This window comes from Bradyrhizobium shewense (genome assembly GCF_900094605.1).
GTDB classification, from domain to species: domain Bacteria; phylum Pseudomonadota; class Alphaproteobacteria; order Rhizobiales; family Xanthobacteraceae; genus Bradyrhizobium; species Bradyrhizobium shewense.
Genome location: NZ_FMAI01000005.1, coordinates 102,689 through 120,925, shown reverse-complemented (window position 1 = coordinate 120,925; position 18,237 = coordinate 102,689). Strand labels below are relative to the sequence as shown.

The window sequence follows — 18,237 nt, the reverse complement described above, 5'->3', positions numbered from 1 at the left end:
CGCTAGCCGCCGATCGTCCCCAGCTCAACCGTGCCGGAAGAGATCGATCACATCACATTCGCCATGAACGACGCCAGCGCGTCGCGGTCCGCCGCAGGCATGGTCAAGCCCAGCTTGGAGCGGCGCCACAGGACGTCCTCGGGGAAGCGCGCCCATTCGCGAGCCATCAGATAACGCACCTCGGCACCGGTCAGCTCGGGGCCGAACACCGGGCCAAGTTCGTCGCGGGTCTTCGCCTCGCCTAGCACAGCCGGCAATCGCGTCCCATAAGCCCCGACCAGACGCTGCGCCTCGGGCTCCGACAGAAAGCGCCAGCGGTCGCGCGCGAGGTCGACTTCGGTGTCGAAACGGTCCCAGGCAAAATCTCCGCCGGGCAGCGCGGCGCCGGCAGTCCAGGGCGGCGACATCGGATAGAACGGCGTCAGCTTCGTCACCGCCCACTCCGCGCGCAGGCGCGAGGTGGTGACGTCGCCGCCGAACATCGTGAGCAGCGGCGCCTTGCGCCGGCGCGCATGGAACAGCATCGTGCCGTCGCGGCCGCGCGCGGACGCCAGCGTCGGGTTGACGCCGGAGACCGTCCGGACCACGTCGGTCGGGGCGACGCGCTCACGAAAATAGCGGCTCGCCGCTTCGCAGAGATAGCCGACGTCGGCCCCCGGCATCGCCACAATTGCGGGATCGCCGGTGAAGGCGTGTGTGACCGTGCCGATCAGCGTAAAGTCGCGCTCGAAGGGCCGGGCAAAGATCAGCCGTCCATCGTTGTTCTGAAAGACGTAGACATTTTCGGAGTCGAACAGACTGGGCACGATGATCTGGCTCATCTGCGTGGCCGCCATCGCGGGCTGCGGCTGCCGCAGCACGGTCTCAGCGACCATTGGCGTCCAGCCGCCGGTGGCGTTGGCCAGCGCCCGCGCCGTGATGGTGCGGCGGTGGCCGCGATCGACCACCGCGAGCCGCCATGTGTCGGTTCTGTCCGCACGGACACAACGCGCACCAGTCCGGATCGCCGCCCCATGCTCAGCGGCATCCAGTGCCGTCAGCACGACGAGGCGAGAGTCATCGACAACGCAGTCCGAATATTCGAAGGCCGTGCCGAACGGGCGCTTCAGCGCATTGCCGACCGGATGATGCGTGATGTCGAGGGTGGCCGATGGCGGCAGGCCGCCCCGGTTCGTGAGACCGTCATAGACATACAGGCCGGCGCGCAGCAGCCATGGCGGCCGCTCGTCGGAATGCGCGGGGATCACGAAGCGCATCGGCCGGACCAGATGCGGCGCGATCCGGAGCCAGATCCGGCGCTCGGCCAGGGCCCGGCGCACCCGCCGGAACCTGCGCCGCTCCAGCACCGACAGATCGCCGTGGATCAGCCGCGGTGTTGCCGAGGATGCCGCGCCGCCGAGATCGCCCTGCTCGAACAGGATCACCCGCAGGCCGCGGCCTGCCGCATCGCGCGCGAGGCTGACACCGTTCAGGCCGCCGCCGATGATCGCGAGATCGTAATCCGCCATGAAGCCGTCGAATGGGAGCAAAGCGCCCCATCATCACTAGAGCCATTTCCGTTCCGATGAAATCGGAACGGGGCTCTAGATTCCTACTCTGACGGTTTTTTCTTGACGCGAACCGGCGTCCACTTCGCTCGAAAACGCTCTAGCCGGTCTTGAGCGCAAGCTCCATGACTTCAGCGCGGCCGACGAGCCCGGCATATTTCCCGATCGGCAGGGGCTTGCCGAGCAGATAGCCTTGCACGCCGTCACAGCCCTCCTTGGCGAGGAAGGCGAGTTGCTCGACCGTCTCGACGCCCTCGGCGATGATCGACATTTCGAGGCCGTGGCCGAGATCGATCACCGCGCGAACGATCGCAGCCGATTGCGGATTGCGGCCGAGATTGGTGATGAAGGCCCGGTCGATCTTGATCTTGTCGAAAGGGAACGCCTGGAGGTAGCTCAGCGAGGAGTAACCGCTGCCGAAATCGTCCATGGAGATACGCACGCCGAGCGCCTTCAGGCGGCGCAGCAGCGCGAGGCCTCTGTCGAAGTCCTCGATCAGCACGCCCTCGGTGATCTCCAGCTCGAGCCGGCCGGGTGCCAGGCCGGTCTCGATCAGGATCGAATGGACGAGGCCAACCACGTCGCCGTGCATGAACTGCGCCGGCGACAGATTGACCGCGACCTGGAGCGGCTTCGGCCAGGACGCCGCCTCGCGGCAGGCCTGGCGCAGGATCCACTCGCCCATCTCGACGATCAGACCGCTCTCCTCGGCGATCGGGATGAATTCGGCCGGCGAGACCTGGCCGCGCACCGGATGCTGCCAGCGCGCCAGCGCCTCGAAGCCGATGATCTCGCTCTCGGCGACGCTGTGGCCGGCGGCGCCCTGCGGCTGGAAGGCAAGCGAGAGCTCGCCGTTCTTGATGGCCACCGACAGGTCCTGGTGCAGCACGCGGCGGTCGCGGATCTGCTGGTCCATCTCGGGCTGGTAGAGGCTGATCGTGCCGCGCGACTTCTGCTTGGCGCGGAACAGCGCCGCACCGGCATTGGCGAGCAGCGAGGCGCCGTCAGCGCCATTGTGCGGGAAGATCGACATGCCGGTGGTGACGCCGGCGCGGACCGGCCGGCCGTCGATCTGGAAGTCCTTCGCGACGGCGTCGCCGATCTGCTGCGCCAGCGCAAGACCCGCGTCCGGCTGCTTGCCGTCGATGATCAGGCCGAATTCGTCGCCGGACAGGCGCGCCACCACGCCGCCACGGGCGGAGTCCTGGAGCCGCTGGGCCACCTCGATCAGGAGCTTGTCGCCGAGCGCATGACCGAAGACGTCGTTGACCTCCTTGAGGCCGTCGAGGTCGACGCAGAGGACGGCGAACTCCTCGCCGGTGCCTTCGCAGGCCTCGATCATCTGGGTCAGCGCCTGAAGGAAGGCGGCGCGGTTCGGCAGATCGGTGAGGCCGTCGTGATAGGCCATGTGCGCCATGCGCGACTCGGTCTGCCGTCGGTCGGTGACGTCCTCGTGGGTCTTGATCAGGTATTGCGGCTCGCCGGAATCGCCGAGCACGGTGGCGCGGCGGGTCAGGAACAGCCGCAGGCCGTCCTTGGTGGAGATCGGATGCTCCTCGGTGATCATCCCACGTTTCTTGATCGCGGCCTCGTCGCGCGCGATGATCAGCTTGGCTTCCTTGGGGTTGAAGATGTCGGACGCGGTCAGGCCCGTGGCCTCCTCGCGCCGGCGGTTGAGGATCGTCTCCGCGCTGCGATTGGCGAGCAGATAGCGGCCGTCCTTGACCTGCTCGACGATCAGCGCCACCGGGATGTTGTCGACCACGAGTTCGAGGAACTTCTTGGTGCTCTCCAATTCCTGCGACAGCGACCGGCGATCGGTGATGTCCTCGAACACCAGCAGCAGAAACTCGGGCTTGTTGCTCTCGTTGCGGACCACGATCCGGATCGAGGCGACCATGCGGCGCTCACCGCCGCGGTCGACCTCGAACTCGTTACGGAACTGGCCGTCCGGGGAGTTGAGCGCCGCCCGGTCGGTCGCCTCGATACTGGCTGCCGAGACCGGCGCAAACAGCTCGCGTGCGTTCTTGCCGACGGCATGATCCCGCGAGAGCCCCCAGAACCGCTCATAGGCGCTGTTGGCGAAGATGTAGCAGCCGTCCTCGATGTTCTTCGCGGCCACGCAGGCCGGCACATGGTCCAGCACCGATTCCAGGAATTGCTTGGTGGAAGCGAGCTGTCGCGACAGCTTGCGCTGCTCGCTGACATCCAGATGCGTCGCCACCGAGCCGCCGTTCGGCAGCACGAAAAACTTCACCAGGATGGCTCGCCCGTCGGGCAGCTCGGTGATCAGGCCGTTGTGGCTTGCCGCCTTCTCGTAGAATTCGTCGTCGGAGATGCCGCCGAGCACCCCGCGCTTGCGCCTGAGCTCGAGAAGCTCATAGCCGTCCATATTGGCCCAGAGTTCCGACCGCATCAGGCCGTAGAGATCGAGATAGCGGTCGTTGCAGAAGATGATGCGGCGCTGCGCATCCGTCATCACCACGCCCTGATTGAGATTGTTCATGGCGGAGGAGACGAAGGCGTTGCGCCGCAACTGCAAGCGCCTGGTCCGGCGCAGCGAGGAATGGATCCACAGAACGATCGCGGCGAGGAAGGCGCAGACGACGATGCCCGCGATCAGGACTTCCCAGACGACGTTGGGATCGAGCTGACCGAGATAGCTCGGCGCGGCGAAGCTGTCCGACAGCGCAAAGGCGCGCGCGGGCGCAACCGTGCCGGCCAGGCACACAACGGCCTGCACAGCAATCGGAAGCGTGCTGCCCTCGTGCCAGTTCTTCTCAGCCATCAGCCACCCGCGATTTCAACGTCGGATTGTCTGGCTTCACGCGTTTGGATCGGGTAAACGCCTGTACGCGCAACAGAAAAATGTGACGTGAAATGCGGCAATTGCCCTGACATGATAAATTCTTCCTTAACGGAAAATGGCCCCGCGGCATTCTCTCCAGGCCTGATGCCACCGGCGCCTCCAGCGGACCTCCTGCACAACCATGGATAAGGTCGATTGCGTCGTCATCGGAGCCGGCGTGGTCGGGCTCGCGGTGGCTCGAAAGCTTGCGCAGGCCGGACGCGAGGTCATCGTGCTCGAAGAGGCCGAGGCGATCGGCACCATCACCTCCTCGCGCAACAGCGAGGTGGTCCATGCCGGCATCTACTATCGCGCCGGGAGCTGGATGGCGCGCATGTGCGTCGACGGCAAGCACGCGCTCTACCGCTACTGCGCCGAGCGCGGCATCCCGCACAAGAATTGCGGCAAGCTGATCGTCGCGACCAGCCCGCAGGAGACCGAGAAGCTGCAATCGATCAAGGCGCATGCCGAGGCCAATGGCGTGCTCGACATGCAGCAGCTCACGGGCGAGGCGGCACGCGCGCTGGAGCCGGCGCTGGCCTGCGACGCCGCGCTGCTGTCGCCATCGACGGGCATCATCGACAGCCACGCCTACATGCTCTCGCTGCGCGGCGAAGCCGAGGAAGCCGGCGCGGCGTTCGCGTTTCACACTCCGCTGATCCGCGCCAAGGCGGCAAACGGCCTGATCGAGATCGACGCCGGCGGCGAGGCGCCAATGACGCTGCAATGCAGCCTCCTCGTCAACGCCGCGGGGCTCTCGGCGACCAATGTGGCGCGCAACATCGACGGCATGCCGCTAGACCGAATTCCGCGCGCCTATCTCGCCAAGGGAAATTACTTCAGCTGCAATGCCAAGGCGCCGTTCTCGCGCCTGATCTACCCGGTGCCCGAACCCGGCGGGTTAGGAGTGCATTTGACGCTGGACATGGCAGGCCAAGCGCGCTTCGGCCCTGACGTCGAGTGGATCGAGACGATCGACTACGAGGTCGACCCGTCACGCGCCGAGCGGTTCTACCCGGCGATCCGCAAATACTGGCCGACGCTGCCTGACGGCGCGTTGATGCCGAGCTATTCGGGTATCCGGCCGAAGATCGTACCGCCCGCGGTGGCCACGCAGGACTTCCTGATGCAGGGCCCGCGCGATCACGGCGTCGCTGGCCTGATCAATCTGTTCGGCATCGAATCGCCGGGACTGACGTCGTCGCTCGCGATCGCAGATCACGTCGCCGAGCTCGCAGACATCTGAAGCGTTTTCGAGCGACGTGGATATCAGTTCGCGGCAAGACTACGCGTTGCGACAAAAACCAAACACCGCGCAAACTTCCTGCACGGTTTCGCACCTTGCTGCAGGGATGAGCGCAAAAGCTCTCACCCCTGCGGGATAAGGGTACGTTCAACTCTACGCTGTTACGGGGGTTATTAGTGGAGCGTGTCGCCGTGCCTCAGACGCTCGATCTGGTCCTTGACCATCAACTTCCGGCGCTTCAACTCAACAATTTGCAGGTCGTCTGTTGAAAGGTGCACGAGAGCTTCGTGCAATTCGTTTTCGAGAAGTTTGTGCTTCCGCTCCAATTCAACGAGATGTGCCTGAATTGTCATTCGAAACCTCCTCGGTAGGGTTGAACCTCAGGATTCGATCCGGACACCGAAGTGTACATCAGCGATTCGTTCTGTCGATGGGTAACCGCCGGCGCAGCTTCATTTTTGAAAATTCATATGTAACGAAGCGTGAGTAAAGGAACCGCGCGGGAAAAATCCATGATATCAATGCGCTTGCGCAGCGCCGCAGCGATCAGCGGAAATATGTCGCTGGAGATCGGCGAACGATGGTCGCAGATCGCTTGCGATCGCGCCGCGCAAGGACGATAATTTCCACAGGGCATCCACAGCCTTAATCCCACGCCTATCGGTTTTCGGCCACCGCAGACATGACCAATGAAGACGAGCGTGAGCTCGAAGCCGAGCTCACCCGGTTGCAGCAGGAACACCGAGATCTCGATGCGGCGATCGATGCACTGCATCAATCGCCCGCCCCCGACCTATTGCGGTTACAGCGCCTGAAGAAGCGCAAGCTGTTGTTACGAGACCGCATCGCGTTCATCGAAGACCAGATCACCCCCGACATCATCGCCTGACCTGCGATCCGGTTTTCCCTCGCGCGGATGAATCCGCTTGACTCCAAAAGAACAAAATAGGAACATTTGAGGACCCCAGCGCCCCCAGAAAACGCCCAGGACAACTGACAAGGACAATGCAGATGTCGACAGCCGCCCTTCTCGACAACAGCCATTATGAACAGGCCTGCGATCAGGCGATCGCGATGTGCGACGGCAATCTGCGCAGCACCATCAAGGCGCTGATCATGGCCAACGAATATCTGGAGGCCGAGCTGGAGGAATTGCAGGCGGCGATTTCCGCCGGCTGCATTCCGGACACCTCGCGCAGCAAGATGCGGAGCAAGAGCAGCGCCGCCTGAACCGTCAGCTATCGGAGCCGACCATGCCCGACGTCACCTACTACGTTGCATTGCCCTTCCTGATCGACGAGGACGGATCGCCGGTGGCGGGCGCTGCCGAGGAATGCCAGACGTCGGCTGCCGCCCTGCGTCGTGCGGAAATGCTGGCGCACGGCGCCGGCCATATCGGCGCCGTCGCCTTCAGCCGCAGCGGCGATCCCCTGACCGGCGAGTTTGGCGACGCCAAATTGCTGCGGAAATTCGGTAACGTACCGCCATATCTCAGCGCGCTTTAGCTGCCGACCAGCCTGACCCGCGGCTCGTGCCGCCGGTGCGCCTTGCGCACATACATGGCGGCATCCGCCTCCTCCAGGGCGCGGCCCGCGTCGGACTGCGCCCCCAGCAGCGCGACACCGGCTGAGGCGCCCGCGGTCACCTCCTGGCCGCGAAAGACAAAGGACAATTCGTCGACCGCCTGCTCGAAGATGGCCGCCTTCGCCTTGGCGTCGGTCTCGCTGAGATTCCACAGCAGCAGCGCGAACTCGTCGCCCCCGAGCCGGCCGACCACGTCGGAGGCGCGGACCTGCCGCGTCAGCGTGGCGGCAATCGCCTTGAGCACCTCGTCGCCGGCGCCATGACCGAACGAATCGTTGATCGGCTTCAACCGATCGACGTCGAGCACGATCAGCGCCCCGCTGGCGCGGTAACGCTTCATGTAGGCGATGGCGCGCGCGAGCTCGCGCTCGAAGCCGCGCCGGTTCGGAATCTCCAGCAGGAAATCGGTGTCGGCCGCAGCTTCCAGTTCCGCGACACGGCGCTGCGCCTCCTTGAGCTTGGTCCGCAAGCCCCGGATCGTCGCCCTGACGGTATCCGTGACCCCATCGCCCGACGCGCCGCGCCCCGGCGGCCTCGCCGAACGCGTGGTCAGCCGTTTGGCGGCGGCTTTGGATCGGCCGGCGCTGGTCTTCCGGCCCTTTTTGGCCTTCGCAGCGCCTGCCCTTTTTGGTTTCTTCATGGGCATCCTGCTCAATGAAGGCTTGCGGGGATTCACCAAGACAGGATAGTGGATTCCCTTCTCCTTGCCACCGCCTTGCGAGCCGCCGGCCGGAACCGTTAATCTGGCCTATCTTTCTGTTTTTCGGGCACAATTAACGTCATGACCGCGCCGATCGCCATCATCATGGGAAGCCAGTCGGACTGGGACACGATGCGGCATGCCGCCGACACGCTTGCCGCGCTCGGCGTCGCCGCCGACACCCGCATCGTCTCGGCCCACCGCACCCCCGACCGTCTCTTTGCTTTCGCCAAGGGCGCCAAGGCCGCGGGTTACAAGGTCATCATCGCCGGCGCTGGTGGCGCTGCGCACCTGCCCGGTATGGCGGCGGCGCTGACCGAACTCCCGGTGTTCGGCGTTCCCGTCGAATCCAAGACGCTCAAAGGCCTCGATTCGCTCTATTCGATCGTCCAGATGCCCGCCGGCATCCCGGTCGGCACCCTCGCCATCGGCAAGGCCGGCGCAACCAACGCCGCACTGCTGGCGGCGGCCGTCCTGGCGTTGTCCGACCCGGCCTTGTCCGATCGCCTCGCCGCCTGGCGCAAGGCGCAGACCGAGGCGGTCGCCGAGCGCCCGGAGGACAAGGCGTGACCGACACCAGGCAGGTGAAGCTGAAGCCCGGTGACACCATCGGAATTCTCGGCGGCGGACAATTGGGCCGGATGCTGGCCATGGCTGCGGCGCGGCTCGGCCTGCGCTGTCAGGTGTTCTCGCCCGATCCGGACTCGCCGGCCTTCGACGTCGTATTGAACGCGACCTGCGCCGAATATGCCGACGTCGAGGCGCTCGAACTGTTCGCCAACGACGTCGACGTCATCACCTACGAATTCGAGAACGTGCCATCGGCCGCCGCGATGGTGCTGGACGCGCGCCGACCCGTGCTGCCCAACCGCAAGATTCTCGAGACCACCCAGGACCGACTCGCCGAGAAGGATTTCGTGACGCGGCTCGGCATCGGCACTGCGGCCTATGCCGACGTCACCTCGGTGTCCTCGCTGCGCGAGGCGATCGCCAGGATCGGCCTTCCGGCCGTGCTCAAGACCCGCCGCTTCGGTTATGACGGCAAGGGCCAGGCCATCATCCGCGAGGGCGACGATATCGCCAAGGTGTGGACCAGCCTCGCGACCAAATCGGCGATCCTGGAAGCCTTCGTGCCATACGAGCGCGAGATCTCCGTGATCGCCGCACGCTCGGTCACAGGCCAGGTCGAGTGTTTCGACGTCACCGAGAACGAGCACCGCGACCACATTCTGAAGATATCGCGCGCGCCGGCGCCGATCCCGGCTGCGCTCGCCGAGGAAGCACGCAGCATCGCCGGCAAGATCGCAAGCGCGCTCGACTATGTCGGCGTGCTCGCTGTCGAGATGTTCGTGCTCGCCAACGGCACCGGCCCGAAGGTGCTGGTCAATGAGATCGCCCCGCGCGTGCACAATTCCGGGCACTGGACGCTCGACGGCGCGTCGGTCTCTCAGTTCGAGCAGCACATCCGCGCCATCGCCGGCTGGCCGCTCGGCAAGCCCGTGCGCCACGGCGAAATCGTCACCATGACCAATCTGATCGGCGACGAGATCAACGATTACGAGAAGTGGCTGAGCGTGCCGGGCGCGACCGTGCACATCTACGGCAAGGGTGCGCCGCGCCCCGGCCGGAAGATGGGCCACGTCACCGAAGTCCGGCCGACGAAAGGCAAGTAGCGGGACCGCAGCTTCGAGCTGCGATCCCGCTCCGCTCGAAACCGCTTTAGGCCGTCTTCGCGCCTGCGACGACGCCCGTGGGCTCCTCGCTGAGCCAGCGATAGATCACCCCGCCCAGCGCGCCGCCGATCAGCGGTGCGACCCAGAACAGCCAGAGCTGCGCCGTCGCCCAACCGCCGACGAACAGCGCAGGGCCCGTGCTGCGCGCCGGGTTCACCGAGGTGTTGGTGACGGGGATGCTGACGAGATGGATCATCACCAGCGCGAGCCCGATCGCGAGCGGTGCGAAGCCTGCGGGCGCGCGGCCATGGGTCGCGCCCATGATGATGAACAGGAACATCATGGTCATCACCACCTCGGTGAGGAAGCACACGATCATGCTGTACTGGCCGGGCGAATGCGCATCATAGCCGTTGGATGCGAAGCCCTTGCTGACATCGAATCCGGGAGCTCCGCTCGCGATGACGTAGAGGAGCCCGGCGGCCACGATCGCGCCGGCCACCTGCGCGATCACATAGGGCAGGATCTGCCCGGTCGGAAAACGCCCGCCGGCGGCAAGACCGACCGTGACGGCCGGGTTGAGATGGCAGCCGGAGATATGGCCGATCGCATAGGCCATGGTGACCACGCTCAGTCCGAATGCGAGGGAGACACCGACCAGACCGATTCCGACCTGCGGGAACCCGGCAGCGATCACCGCGCTTCCGCAGCCTGCGAATGTGAGCCAGAAGGTGCCGATGGCTTCAGCGGCGTATTTCTTGATATCCATGTGTCGTCCCCTGCTTTCAAAGATTCCGGAACAAAGCTCCGGAAACGGCCCCATCCCTGGCGTCGAATCGCCCAAATCAGGGCCGCACAGAGGTATTTTCGCCTCATTTAATGGCTGAACTTGGCCCGAATACTCGCTTGTCCGGTGGACATCCCGGGATTTGTCTGATACATCCGCGCCCTCAAGGTTAAGGGCTTGCGCGTTTTCGCCATCCCCTTCGTCTTACCAGAATTCAAATCCGATCCACTGAAGAGGATGCCGCGTGCAGGTTCTCGTTCGCGATAACAATGTCGACCAAGCCCTCAAGGCGCTGAAGAAGAAGATGCAGCGCGAGGGAATTTTCCGCGAGATGAAGCTCCGCGGTCATTACGAGAAGCCCTCCGAGAAGAAGGCCCGCGAAAAGGCCGAAGCCGTGCGCCGCGCGCGCAAGCTGGCCCGCAAGAAGCTGCAGCGCGAAGGCCTGCTGCCGATGAAGCCGAAGCCGGTGTTCGGCGCAGGTCCCGGCGGTGATCGCGGCGGTCGTGGCGGCCCCGGTGCAGGTCCGCGCGGACCGCGCTGATTTACCGATTTTTGCGAGATTTCAGTTTCGATAACGCGGGCCTTTGGCCCGCGTTATTGTTTGTGCGCGCTGCCCTTCTGAGCTGGGCACCATGGATGCGGCACGCAAACGCGATGAGATTTGGATTGAACGTCGTCGCGCTTTAGTTTGTTGTTTGACCTTGATCTCTACGCAAGCGCGTTCGGCCTTTGTCGCGAGGGAAAACCGCTGCATACTTTTCGCCAACGTGGCCCTTCGGGTCCGGATCATGCTCTAGCCCGAGCGAATCGTAGATGGCCTTCCCCTTCCCCCAGCGCGGCTTGGCGCGGCGACGCCCGATCTGGCGGCCGCCGTTCGCGCTGGCGTTGATGGGGATTGCGCTGTGCGGCTGCTCCTTCGATCTGGGATCGCTGATGCCGGAGAAGGACAAGCCGCAGGAGGCCCCCAAGGCGGCCGCGCCCGCCGAGAGCGCGGTGAGCGCCGGCAACGTCACCGAAGCTCAGACCCACACCGCAAAAGCCCAATCCCTGGCCAAGTCAGGCGAGGTCGCGGCAGCGCTCGATGAGTTCAATCGCGCGGTCGGGCTCGATCCCTACAATGCGCAGGCGCTGTATGGCCGTGCCCTGATCTACCAGGGCAACAATCAGCACGACTTCGCCATCGCAGATTTCAGTGCTGCGAGCGGACTCAACCCCCAGAAGGTCGAGCCGCTGCTCGGCCGCGCCACCAGCTATCTCGCGCTCGGCAAGGTCAAGGAGGCCACGGCCGATCTGGACGAGGCCTCCGAGGCCGATCCGCACAACGCGCAGGTCTGGACCACGCGCGGACAGGCCTATGAGCGGCTGGGCGACAGGGCCAAGGCGGCGGCGTCCTACACCAGGGCTGTCTCGCTTCGCCCACGCGACGACGCCGCGCGCAGCGGTCTTGCCCGCGTCGGCGGCTGACGGTTTTGACGGCGCCGGCGCCGTCTTAATCGGGGGTGGCGCCCTTCGGCAGAACGGAGTGGAACATCGACTTCATGCCCGACAGCATCTCGTCGGCGACATTGGTCTTCTTCGGCCGCGGCATGGAGCCACCGGCGTCGGCGCGCAGATCGAGCGGTGGCGCGATCACCGGCACGGGAATGTCAGCCGGCGGCGTCATCCGATTCGGATCATCGTTGCCGACCGAGGCCGTGTAGGGCGGATTGGCCGGCGAGGAGCCATCCTTGCCGTAGGCCTCCGGTGAGGGCGTCGATACCGTGATCGGCGGCGGCAGCGGACGGACCGTAGCCGGCTCCATGCTGACGACCCGCGGGGCCTCGGGCGTGCGGGCGGCTTCCCGCACGGCAGGCTCAGTCGGCCTCTCGGCTGACTTGGTCTCGGACGGCCTAACCTCGGCAGGTTTGGTTTCGGCAGACGACTTTCCTTCGGAAGACTTGCCCTCGGAAGATTTGCCCTCAGGAGTCTTGCGCAGGCGCTCGATCGCGGCACGCACGAGGTCGTTGGCGTCGGGGGCCGGAGCCGCGGCAGCCGGCGCCGAATTGGCCTCGACCACCGGAGCGGCGGGAGCAGGCGTGCTGGCGGCCGGGGTCGACTTGGCGACCGCCTTCTCGCGCGCCGACGGCTTACCACGCGGGCTGGCCTCGGCCGGGGCCACATCCGCAGCCTTGTGCTCGGCGGACGGCTGATCGGCAGCCTTTTCGGCCGCCGGCTTGTCCGTCACGCTCTTCTCGGGGATGCCTTTGGCCTTGACGCCCGGTGCAGGGAGATTGGCGACATCGGCGGGCTTGCCGTTCTTTCCGGCCTCGGCAGGGGCCACAACGGCCGCAGGGGCATCAGCCGCCGGCTTGGCGTTGATGTAGTGGTTAACGATGTACGCCCCGATGATCGTCGCGAGCACCGAGGGGAAAATATCCATCGAGATTTTAGCGAAGTATTTCAGCATTCCGGCCACTCCCCGCGCGATCTGATGCGGGAACTTTGGGGCATTGTAAGGGATCAACTGCGACGTATCGATGGCAAGTGTTAAGGCCGGACCTACGGCTTTAGCTCGATCTCAAGGAACACGATCTCGGTTGAGGTTTCGTTAAGTACGTCATGTTGGACGCCCGCCTTGCGGAAATAGGATTTCCCGGCTGCCAGCTGCGCCTTGGACCGCTCGCCGCCCGGCGCCACGATGGTCATTTCCCCCGCGACGACGGGAACGATCACATAGTCCATGCCGTGGGTGTGATGCCCGGTGGCGCCACCGGGCGGAAGCCGCCATTCGGTCACCCGGACCTCCTCGTTGTCGACCTGGACCTCGGACTTGGCGGCAAGCATCTGGAACCTCTCCTGGGACGTCGCGTCAGGGCACGAAAACCATGAACACGTAGACGGCAAATACCACCATATGGACCAGCCCGAACAGGACATTAGTCCTGCCGGTGCCGAAGGTCAGCATGCTCAGGAAGAAGGTCAGGAGCAAAAGCACACTGCCCTGGGCGCTGAGGCCGAGCGTGAGCTCCTTGTCGAGCGCGTAGGTGGCGACCCCGACGGCCGGGATGGTCAGCCCGATGGTGGCGAGAGACGAGCCGAGCGCGAGGTTGATGCTCTTCTGGAGGTCGTTCTTGCGGGCCGCCGATACGGCCGCGACGCCTTCCGGCATCAGGATCAGAAGGGCGACCAGAAGGCCAGCAAAGGCCGGCGGCGCGCCGATCTTGGCCGCGACGGCGTCCACCACCAGCGAAAACTTCTTGGCGAGCAGCACCACTGCCAGCAGCGCAATCAGCAGCAGCACGACGCTGACCACCAACATCCGGCCCGACAGATGCGCCTCGCCGCTGCCGCCGTCCGCCCGTTCATGGACGAAGTAATCCTTGTGCAGCACGGTCTGGGTGTAGAGGAACACGCCGTACAGCGCGAGCGTGACCACGTCGACGAAACCGAGCTGAACCGCCGAATAGACCGGCCCCGGCGCGGTGGTCGTGTAGTTCGGCATGATCAGCGTGATGGTCGCGAGCGCGAACAGGACGCTGAGATAGACGTTGGCCCCCGAGAGCTGAAAGCCCTGCTCGCGATAGCGCAGGCCGCCGATGAAGATGCAGAGCCCGACGAGGCCGTTGCAGACGATCATGACCACGGCGAACACGGTGTCGCGCGCCAGTTCCGGGGCGGGCTTGTCGCCCAGCATGATCGTGGTGATCAGCGCCACCTCGATGACGGTCACCGAGAGCGTCAGCACCAGCGTGCCATAGGGTTCGCCGACCCGCTCGGCGATCACTTCGGCATGATGAACCGCGGCGAACACCGTGCCGAACAGGATAACCAGAAGGACGATGGCGAAGCCGAGCCCGCCGAGCGACAGCGTGAAGACGTAGCCCGTCGCGCTGACGGCTGCGAACAACAGCACGGCCAGCGCCGGAAAGATCCAGGCCGACCGGGGCATCGGACTATGCGCGCTCATCTACCGGCTCCAATCACTCAATACGAGCAGTAGCAAATCGGCCGGCAGATTCAATGCCAGCGCAGGATCGGCGCGACCGGCAGCAGCGTCAGCAGCATGAACAGCGGAATCAGCACCGCGCCGGCGCGCACGAAATAGCCGAAGAAGCTCGGCATCTTGATGCCGTTCTCGCTGGCGATGCTGCTGACCATGAAGTTCGGCGCATTGCCGATATAGGTGAGCGCTCCCATGTAGACGGCGCCCATCGAGATCGACGCGAGCGTGCCCGACAGCTGATGCATCAGCGTTTGCGGATCGCCGCCGGCAAGCTGGAAGAACAGGAGATAGGTCGGCGCATTGTCGAGGAACGCCGACATCAGGCCGGTGAACCAGAAATAGGCGACCTCGCGCGGCGTGCCGTCCGGTGCCGTCACGGCCGACAACAGCCAGGCAAAGGCGCCGTGATGGCCGGCATTGAGCATGGCAATGACCGGGATGATGGCGACAAAAATGCCCGCGAACAGTTTTGCGACCTCGCGGATCGGCTCCCAGGTGAAGCCGTTGGCCAGCCTGTGCTCGTCCGGTGTCAGCCACATCGACAGCGCCGCAATGGAAAGCAGCGCCACATTGCGCGCGATGTCTTCCAGCTCCAGCTTCGTTCCCAGAATGTCGAAAGCAACAGCAGGCTTCCACATCGCCGAGGCCAGCAGGCTCGCGACGATGGCTGCGATCAGCACGAGGTTGACGAGACCGCGGATGCGGACCGGATCCGCAGGACCGGCGTCGCTGAGCTCAGGCTCGCTGCGGAAGCGCCAGAAGTCGATGGCGATGAAGATCGCGAGCAGCAATCCGGCGACGATCGCGGTCTGCAGCCAGATGCTCCGCGTGGTCCAGAAGAAGTCGACGCCGTGCAGGAAACCGACGAACAGCGGGGGATCGCCGAGCGGGCTCAGCGCGCCGCCGACATTGGCGACCAGGATGATGAAGAAGATGATGACATGGGCATTGTAGCGCCGCGGCCGGTTGGCGCGGATCAGCGGACGGACCAGGATCATCGCGGCTCCCGTGGTGCCGACGATGCTTGCCATCAAGGTGCCGAGCGCGAGGATCCCGGCATTCGTCGCCGGCGTGGCCTTGATGTCGCCCGTGATGAGAATGCCACCGGCCACGACATAGAGCGCGAACAGCAGCACGATGAAGCCGAGATATTCAGCGAGCATGGCATGGACGAAAGCCATCAGCGTCGCCATGCTCCCGGCAAAAATGACGAGCGAGGCCAGCGCCAGCAGCGACCAGGCCGCAGCGATCTTGCCGTAATGATGGTGCCAGACTTTCGCAAACAGCAGCGGTCCGAGCGCGATCGAGAGCAACAGGCCGGCAAAGGGAAGCGCATAGGGCCAGCGCATCGCAGCACCATCGAGCCCGGTTGCGGCCCAGGCCTGCTGCGGCAACAAAGCGAGGATTGCGACGAGGGATATGCCCCAGAGCCGGGTGACGAGCCGTTCAGGATCCAATGAAGCGCCTTGCCGTTTCGATCGCACCGAATGCATCGAGATTGTCATGTCCGCCGCCCGCAAAGCGAACGAACTGCTTCGGTTCATGCGCGAGCGCGAACAGACGCTCTCCGAACACGATCGAAATGACAAGGTCATTGGTGCCATGCATCACCAGGAGCGGCACCGTGACGCGCGCGATCCGCTCGTCGGAAGGGAACGGATCGCGCATCAAGAGGCGCACCGGCACGTACCAGAATGATGAAGATGCAATGTCGGCCGTCGACGTATAAGGCGCCTCCAGGACCAGCTTTCCAACACGCTGTTCCGAGGCGAGCGCGACCGCCACGCCGGTCCCGAGCGAGAAGCCCCAGGCGACGATTCGTTCCGCCGTGTAGCGGGCCGTGGTGAAGGCGTAGGCGGCGGCGGCATCGCGCAGCAGACCCTCCTCGCTCGGCGCGCCGCTCGAGCCGGCATAGCCGCGGTAGGACAGCGCGACGAGGCCGGTGCCATCAGCCGTCATGGCCTTGAAGCGGCTGACCCGGCCGGCAAGAAAATCGCCATTGCCCGGAAAATACAGGATCACGGGACGACCGGGCCTCGCCGGCACGTGCCAGACGATGATCTTCTCGCCATCCGAGGTGGTCAGGACATGCTCCTCCGCCTCGGGACAATCTGCCGCCTCAGGCGGGGTCCGCTTGGCGGTCGGTATCGGAAACAGCATCTCGCGCTGCCGGGCATAGAGCAAGACGAGCCCGGCGAGATAGACGGTCGCGAGCAGGATGACGGTCCATTTGGCGATGGTGATCATTGCGCGGCCGGCCCCCAGTTCAGGTTCAGGGCTTGCGACGGCTCCGCAGCAATTTCATGACGTCGGGCCGGAGGCTCCCCGGTACGTCGCGGCAGCCGCACGCCGCCTTGTGGGCGGCATGCCATGCGACGCGCTGCTCGCGCGCCGCCTTGAGCGGCATGCGATGAGACCGGTGCCATTCCTTGTTGATGGCCACGGTCCGTTTCCTTCGCGTGCTACATCGCCTTGACGATGTTCTCGGTGACCTTCTTGGCGTCGCCGAGCAGCATCATGGTGTTGTCGCGGTAGAACAGCGGATTGTCGATGCCGGCATAGCCGGAGGCGAGCGAGCGCTTGATGAACATCACGGTGCCGGCCTTCCAGACCTGCAGCACGGGCATGCCGTAGATCGGCGAGGTCTTGTCCTCCTCGGCCGCCGGGTTGGTGACGTCGTTGGCACCGATCACGAAGGCGATGTCGGCCTGCGCGAACTCGGAGTTGATGTCCTCGAGTTCGAACACCTCGTCATAGGGCACGTTGGCTTCGGCGAGCAGCACGTTCATGTGGCCGGGCATGCGGCCGGCGACCGGGTGAATGGCGTACTTCACCTCGACGCCTTCCTTCTTCAGGATGTCGCCCATCTCGCGCAGCGCGTGCTGCGCCTGCGCCACCGCCATGCCGTAGCCGGGCACGATGATGACCTTCTGGGCATTCTTCATGATGAAGGCCGCGTCGTCGGCCGAGCCGAGCTTGGCGGGCTTCTGCTCGCCGCCGCCACCGCCGGCCGCCGCGGTCTCGCCGCCGAAGCCGCCGAGGATGACCGAGATGAAGGACCGGTTCATCGCGTGGCACATGATGTAGGACAGGATCGCGCCCGAGGAGCCGACCAGCGCGCCGGTGATGATCAGCGCGGAATTGCCGAGCGTGAAGCCGATGCCGGCCGCAGCCCAACCCGAGTACGAGTTCAGCATCGAGATCACGACCGGCATGTCGGCGCCGCCGATCGGGATGATCATGAGCACGCCGAGCGCCAACGCCAGGATGACGATCAGCCAGAAGTCGAGCGCGCCACCGGTCAGGACCAGACGGACGATGAAGAACACCAGCGCCACCGCAATCGCGATGTTGATGATGTGACGGGCGGGCAGGATGATCGGCGCGCCGCTCATCCGCGCGGACAGCTTCAGGAACGCGATCACCGAGCCGGTGAAGGTCAGCGCGCCGATGGCGACGCCGAGCGACATCTCGACCAGGCTCTGCGGATGGATGTTGCCGGGAGTACCGATGTCGAAGGCCTCGGGCGCGTAGAACGCGCCGGCGGCGACCAGCACCGCGGCCATGCCGACCAGCGAGTGGAAGGCGGCGACCAGTTCCGGCATCGAGGTCATCGGCACGCGGCGGGCGATCACCGCGCCGATCGCGGCACCGATGGCGATACCGACGATGACGAGCACCCAGGCGAGGCCGTCTGCCGGCGGATGGTTGGCCAGCGTGGTGGCGACCGCAATCGCCATGCCGATCATGCCGAACAGATTGCCCTGGCGCGACGAAGCCGGGCTCGACAGCCCGCGCAGCGACAGGATGAACAGCACTCCCGCCACGAGATACAAAAATGCAGAGAGGTTGGCGCTCATCTCAGGTCCC

20 protein-coding genes are annotated in these 18,237 nt (G+C 65.0%); 8 read left to right on the top strand and 12 right to left on the bottom strand.

The window, feature by feature from the left end; all coding sequences use genetic code 11:
• Window positions 1-47: 47 nt before the first annotated feature.
• Window positions 48-1,508: a glycerol-3-phosphate dehydrogenase gene (locus tag GA0061098_RS11625; protein WP_091956637.1), complete on the bottom strand. Its 1,461-nt coding sequence runs from the start codon at window positions 1,506-1,508 to the stop codon at window positions 48-50.
• Between the two features lie 139 nt (window positions 1,509-1,647).
• Entirely contained in the window at window positions 1,648-4,335 is a 2,688-nt protein-coding gene (locus GA0061098_RS11620) for a sensor domain-containing protein (protein ID WP_091956456.1), read from the bottom strand.
• 202 nt (window positions 4,336-4,537) lie between these two features.
• Here GA0061098_RS11620 and GA0061098_RS11615 point away from each other — a divergent pair, with 202 nt between their 5' ends.
• Window positions 4,538-5,641 carry an NAD(P)/FAD-dependent oxidoreductase gene (locus GA0061098_RS11615; RefSeq protein ID WP_091956455.1) on the top strand — a complete coding sequence of 368 codons (1,104 nt, stop codon included), beginning with the start codon at window positions 4,538-4,540 and terminating at the stop codon, window positions 5,639-5,641.
• Between the two features lie 173 nt (window positions 5,642-5,814).
• On the opposite strand, the gene GA0061098_RS11610 is transcribed toward GA0061098_RS11615, so the two are convergent.
• Window positions 5,815-5,994, bottom strand: a complete 180-nt coding sequence (locus GA0061098_RS11610) for a YdcH family protein (protein ID WP_026201910.1) — start codon at window positions 5,992-5,994, stop codon at window positions 5,815-5,817.
• A gap of 329 nt (window positions 5,995-6,323) precedes the next feature.
• Here GA0061098_RS11610 and GA0061098_RS11605 point away from each other — a divergent pair, with 329 nt between their 5' ends.
• The 3 genes from GA0061098_RS11605 (at window position 6,324) to GA0061098_RS11595 (ending at window position 7,146) form a co-directional block, all read left to right on the top strand.
• Complete coding sequence (locus GA0061098_RS11605) at window positions 6,324-6,530, top strand: YdcH family protein (RefSeq protein WP_008546179.1); 207 nt, start codon at window positions 6,324-6,326, stop codon at window positions 6,528-6,530.
• Between the two features lie 122 nt (window positions 6,531-6,652).
• Window positions 6,653-6,871, top strand: coding sequence for a hypothetical protein (locus GA0061098_RS11600; protein WP_028140284.1), 219 nt, complete (start codon window positions 6,653-6,655; stop codon window positions 6,869-6,871).
• Window positions 6,872-6,894: 23 nt separating this feature from the next.
• Window positions 6,895-7,146, top strand: a complete 252-nt coding sequence (locus tag GA0061098_RS11595) for a hypothetical protein (protein ID WP_091956454.1) — start codon at window positions 6,895-6,897, stop codon at window positions 7,144-7,146.
• Here GA0061098_RS11595 and GA0061098_RS11590 read toward each other — a convergent pair.
• Window positions 7,143-7,865 carry a GGDEF domain-containing protein gene (locus GA0061098_RS11590; RefSeq protein WP_208610640.1) on the bottom strand — a complete coding sequence of 241 codons (723 nt, stop codon included), beginning with the start codon at window positions 7,863-7,865 and terminating at the stop codon, window positions 7,143-7,145. The two genes, GA0061098_RS11595 and GA0061098_RS11590, sit on opposite strands and share 4 nt — an antisense overlap.
• Before the next feature lie 141 nt (window positions 7,866-8,006).
• On the opposite strand from GA0061098_RS11590, the gene purE reads away from it, so the two are divergent.
• Entirely contained in the window at window positions 8,007-8,495 is a 489-nt protein-coding gene (gene purE, locus GA0061098_RS11585) for a 5-(carboxyamino)imidazole ribonucleotide mutase (protein WP_018317812.1), read from the top strand.
• Entirely contained in the window at window positions 8,492-9,598 is a 1,107-nt protein-coding gene (locus GA0061098_RS11580; protein WP_091956452.1) for a 5-(carboxyamino)imidazole ribonucleotide synthase, read from the top strand. Before purE ends, GA0061098_RS11580 begins: the two co-directional genes overlap by 4 nt.
• A 46-nt stretch (window positions 9,599-9,644) precedes the next feature.
• Here GA0061098_RS11580 and aqpZ read toward each other — a convergent pair whose 3' ends face one another.
• Complete coding sequence (gene aqpZ, locus GA0061098_RS11575; protein WP_091956451.1) at window positions 9,645-10,367, bottom strand: aquaporin Z; 723 nt, start codon at window positions 10,365-10,367, stop codon at window positions 9,645-9,647.
• Between the two features lie 262 nt (window positions 10,368-10,629).
• On the opposite strand from aqpZ, the gene rpsU reads away from it, so the two are divergent.
• Both rpsU and GA0061098_RS11565 read left to right on the top strand, forming a co-directional pair.
• The gene (rpsU, locus tag GA0061098_RS11570; RefSeq protein ID WP_008546194.1) at window positions 10,630-10,926 is read left to right on the top strand and encodes a 30S ribosomal protein S21; all 297 of its coding nucleotides are present in this window, start codon (window positions 10,630-10,632) and stop codon (window positions 10,924-10,926) included.
• Window positions 10,927-11,198: 272 nt separating this feature from the next.
• Complete coding sequence (locus GA0061098_RS11565; protein ID WP_091956450.1) at window positions 11,199-11,849, top strand: tetratricopeptide repeat protein; 651 nt, start codon at window positions 11,199-11,201, stop codon at window positions 11,847-11,849.
• A gap of 25 nt (window positions 11,850-11,874) precedes the next feature.
• Here the strand turns inward: GA0061098_RS11565 and GA0061098_RS11560 are convergent, their stop codons facing one another.
• The 7 genes from GA0061098_RS11560 to GA0061098_RS11535 form a co-directional block, all read right to left on the bottom strand.
• Window positions 11,875-12,831 (bottom strand): hypothetical protein, encoded by a 957-nt coding sequence (locus GA0061098_RS11560; protein WP_091956449.1) that lies wholly within the window; start codon window positions 12,829-12,831, stop codon window positions 11,875-11,877.
• Between the two features lie 92 nt (window positions 12,832-12,923).
• Window positions 12,924-13,208: a cupin domain-containing protein gene (locus GA0061098_RS11555; protein ID WP_091956448.1), complete on the bottom strand. Its 285-nt coding sequence runs from the start codon at window positions 13,206-13,208 to the stop codon at window positions 12,924-12,926.
• Window positions 13,209-13,233: 25 nt separating this feature from the next.
• Entirely contained in the window at window positions 13,234-14,331 is a 1,098-nt protein-coding gene (locus GA0061098_RS11550) for a calcium:cation antiporter (protein WP_091956447.1), read from the bottom strand.
• Between the two features lie 50 nt (window positions 14,332-14,381).
• Window positions 14,382-15,860 (bottom strand): sodium:proton antiporter, encoded by a 1,479-nt coding sequence (locus GA0061098_RS11545; RefSeq protein ID WP_091956446.1) that lies wholly within the window; start codon window positions 15,858-15,860, stop codon window positions 14,382-14,384.
• Window positions 15,814-16,611: an alpha/beta hydrolase gene (locus GA0061098_RS11540; RefSeq protein WP_091956636.1), complete on the bottom strand. Its 798-nt coding sequence runs from the start codon at window positions 16,609-16,611 to the stop codon at window positions 15,814-15,816. The genes GA0061098_RS11545 and GA0061098_RS11540 overlap by 47 nt, the downstream gene beginning before the upstream one ends.
• Window positions 16,612-16,639: 28 nt before the next feature.
• A complete protein-coding gene (locus tag GA0061098_RS44875) occupies window positions 16,640-16,810 on the bottom strand; it encodes a hypothetical protein (RefSeq protein WP_165637296.1) in 171 nt (56 codons plus the stop codon).
• A gap of 19 nt (window positions 16,811-16,829) precedes the next feature.
• Window positions 16,830-18,227 carry an NAD(P)(+) transhydrogenase (Re/Si-specific) subunit beta gene (locus tag GA0061098_RS11535; RefSeq protein WP_028140295.1) on the bottom strand — a complete coding sequence of 466 codons (1,398 nt, stop codon included), beginning with the start codon at window positions 18,225-18,227 and terminating at the stop codon, window positions 16,830-16,832.
• Between the last annotated feature and the right edge of the window lie 10 nt (window positions 18,228-18,237).

Bases quoted from the DNA above. Each gene is read 5' to 3' on its own strand.
- GA0061098_RS11625 (WP_091956637.1), bottom strand. From the start codon at position 1,508: ATGGCGGATTACGATCTCGCGATCATCGGCGGCGGCCTGAACGGTGTC.
- GA0061098_RS11620 (WP_091956456.1), bottom strand. From the start codon at position 4,335: ATGGCTGAGAAGAACTGGCACGAGGGCAGCACGCTTCCGATTGCTGTG.
- GA0061098_RS11615 (WP_091956455.1), top strand. From the start codon at position 4,538: ATGGATAAGGTCGATTGCGTCGTCATCGGAGCCGGCGTGGTCGGGCTC.
- GA0061098_RS11610 (WP_026201910.1), bottom strand. From the start codon at position 5,994: ATGACAATTCAGGCACATCTCGTTGAATTGGAGCGGAAGCACAAACTT.
- GA0061098_RS11605 (WP_008546179.1), top strand. From the start codon at position 6,324: ATGACCAATGAAGACGAGCGTGAGCTCGAAGCCGAGCTCACCCGGTTG.
- GA0061098_RS11600 (WP_028140284.1), top strand. From the start codon at position 6,653: ATGTCGACAGCCGCCCTTCTCGACAACAGCCATTATGAACAGGCCTGC.
- GA0061098_RS11595 (WP_091956454.1), top strand. From the start codon at position 6,895: ATGCCCGACGTCACCTACTACGTTGCATTGCCCTTCCTGATCGACGAG.
- GA0061098_RS11590 (WP_208610640.1), bottom strand. From the start codon at position 7,865: ATGAAGAAACCAAAAAGGGCAGGCGCTGCGAAGGCCAAAAAGGGCCGG.
- purE (WP_018317812.1), top strand. From the start codon at position 8,007: ATGACCGCGCCGATCGCCATCATCATGGGAAGCCAGTCGGACTGGGAC.
- aqpZ (WP_091956451.1), bottom strand. From the start codon at position 10,367: ATGGATATCAAGAAATACGCCGCTGAAGCCATCGGCACCTTCTGGCTC.
- GA0061098_RS11565 (WP_091956450.1), top strand. From the start codon at position 11,199: ATGGCCTTCCCCTTCCCCCAGCGCGGCTTGGCGCGGCGACGCCCGATC.
- GA0061098_RS11560 (WP_091956449.1), bottom strand. From the start codon at position 12,831: ATGCTGAAATACTTCGCTAAAATCTCGATGGATATTTTCCCCTCGGTG.
- GA0061098_RS11555 (WP_091956448.1), bottom strand. From the start codon at position 13,208: ATGCTTGCCGCCAAGTCCGAGGTCCAGGTCGACAACGAGGAGGTCCGG.
- GA0061098_RS11550 (WP_091956447.1), bottom strand. From the start codon at position 14,331: ATGAGCGCGCATAGTCCGATGCCCCGGTCGGCCTGGATCTTTCCGGCG.
- GA0061098_RS11545 (WP_091956446.1), bottom strand. From the start codon at position 15,860: ATGCATTCGGTGCGATCGAAACGGCAAGGCGCTTCATTGGATCCTGAA.
- GA0061098_RS11535 (WP_028140295.1), bottom strand. From the start codon at position 18,227: ATGAGCGCCAACCTCTCTGCATTTTTGTATCTCGTGGCGGGAGTGCTG.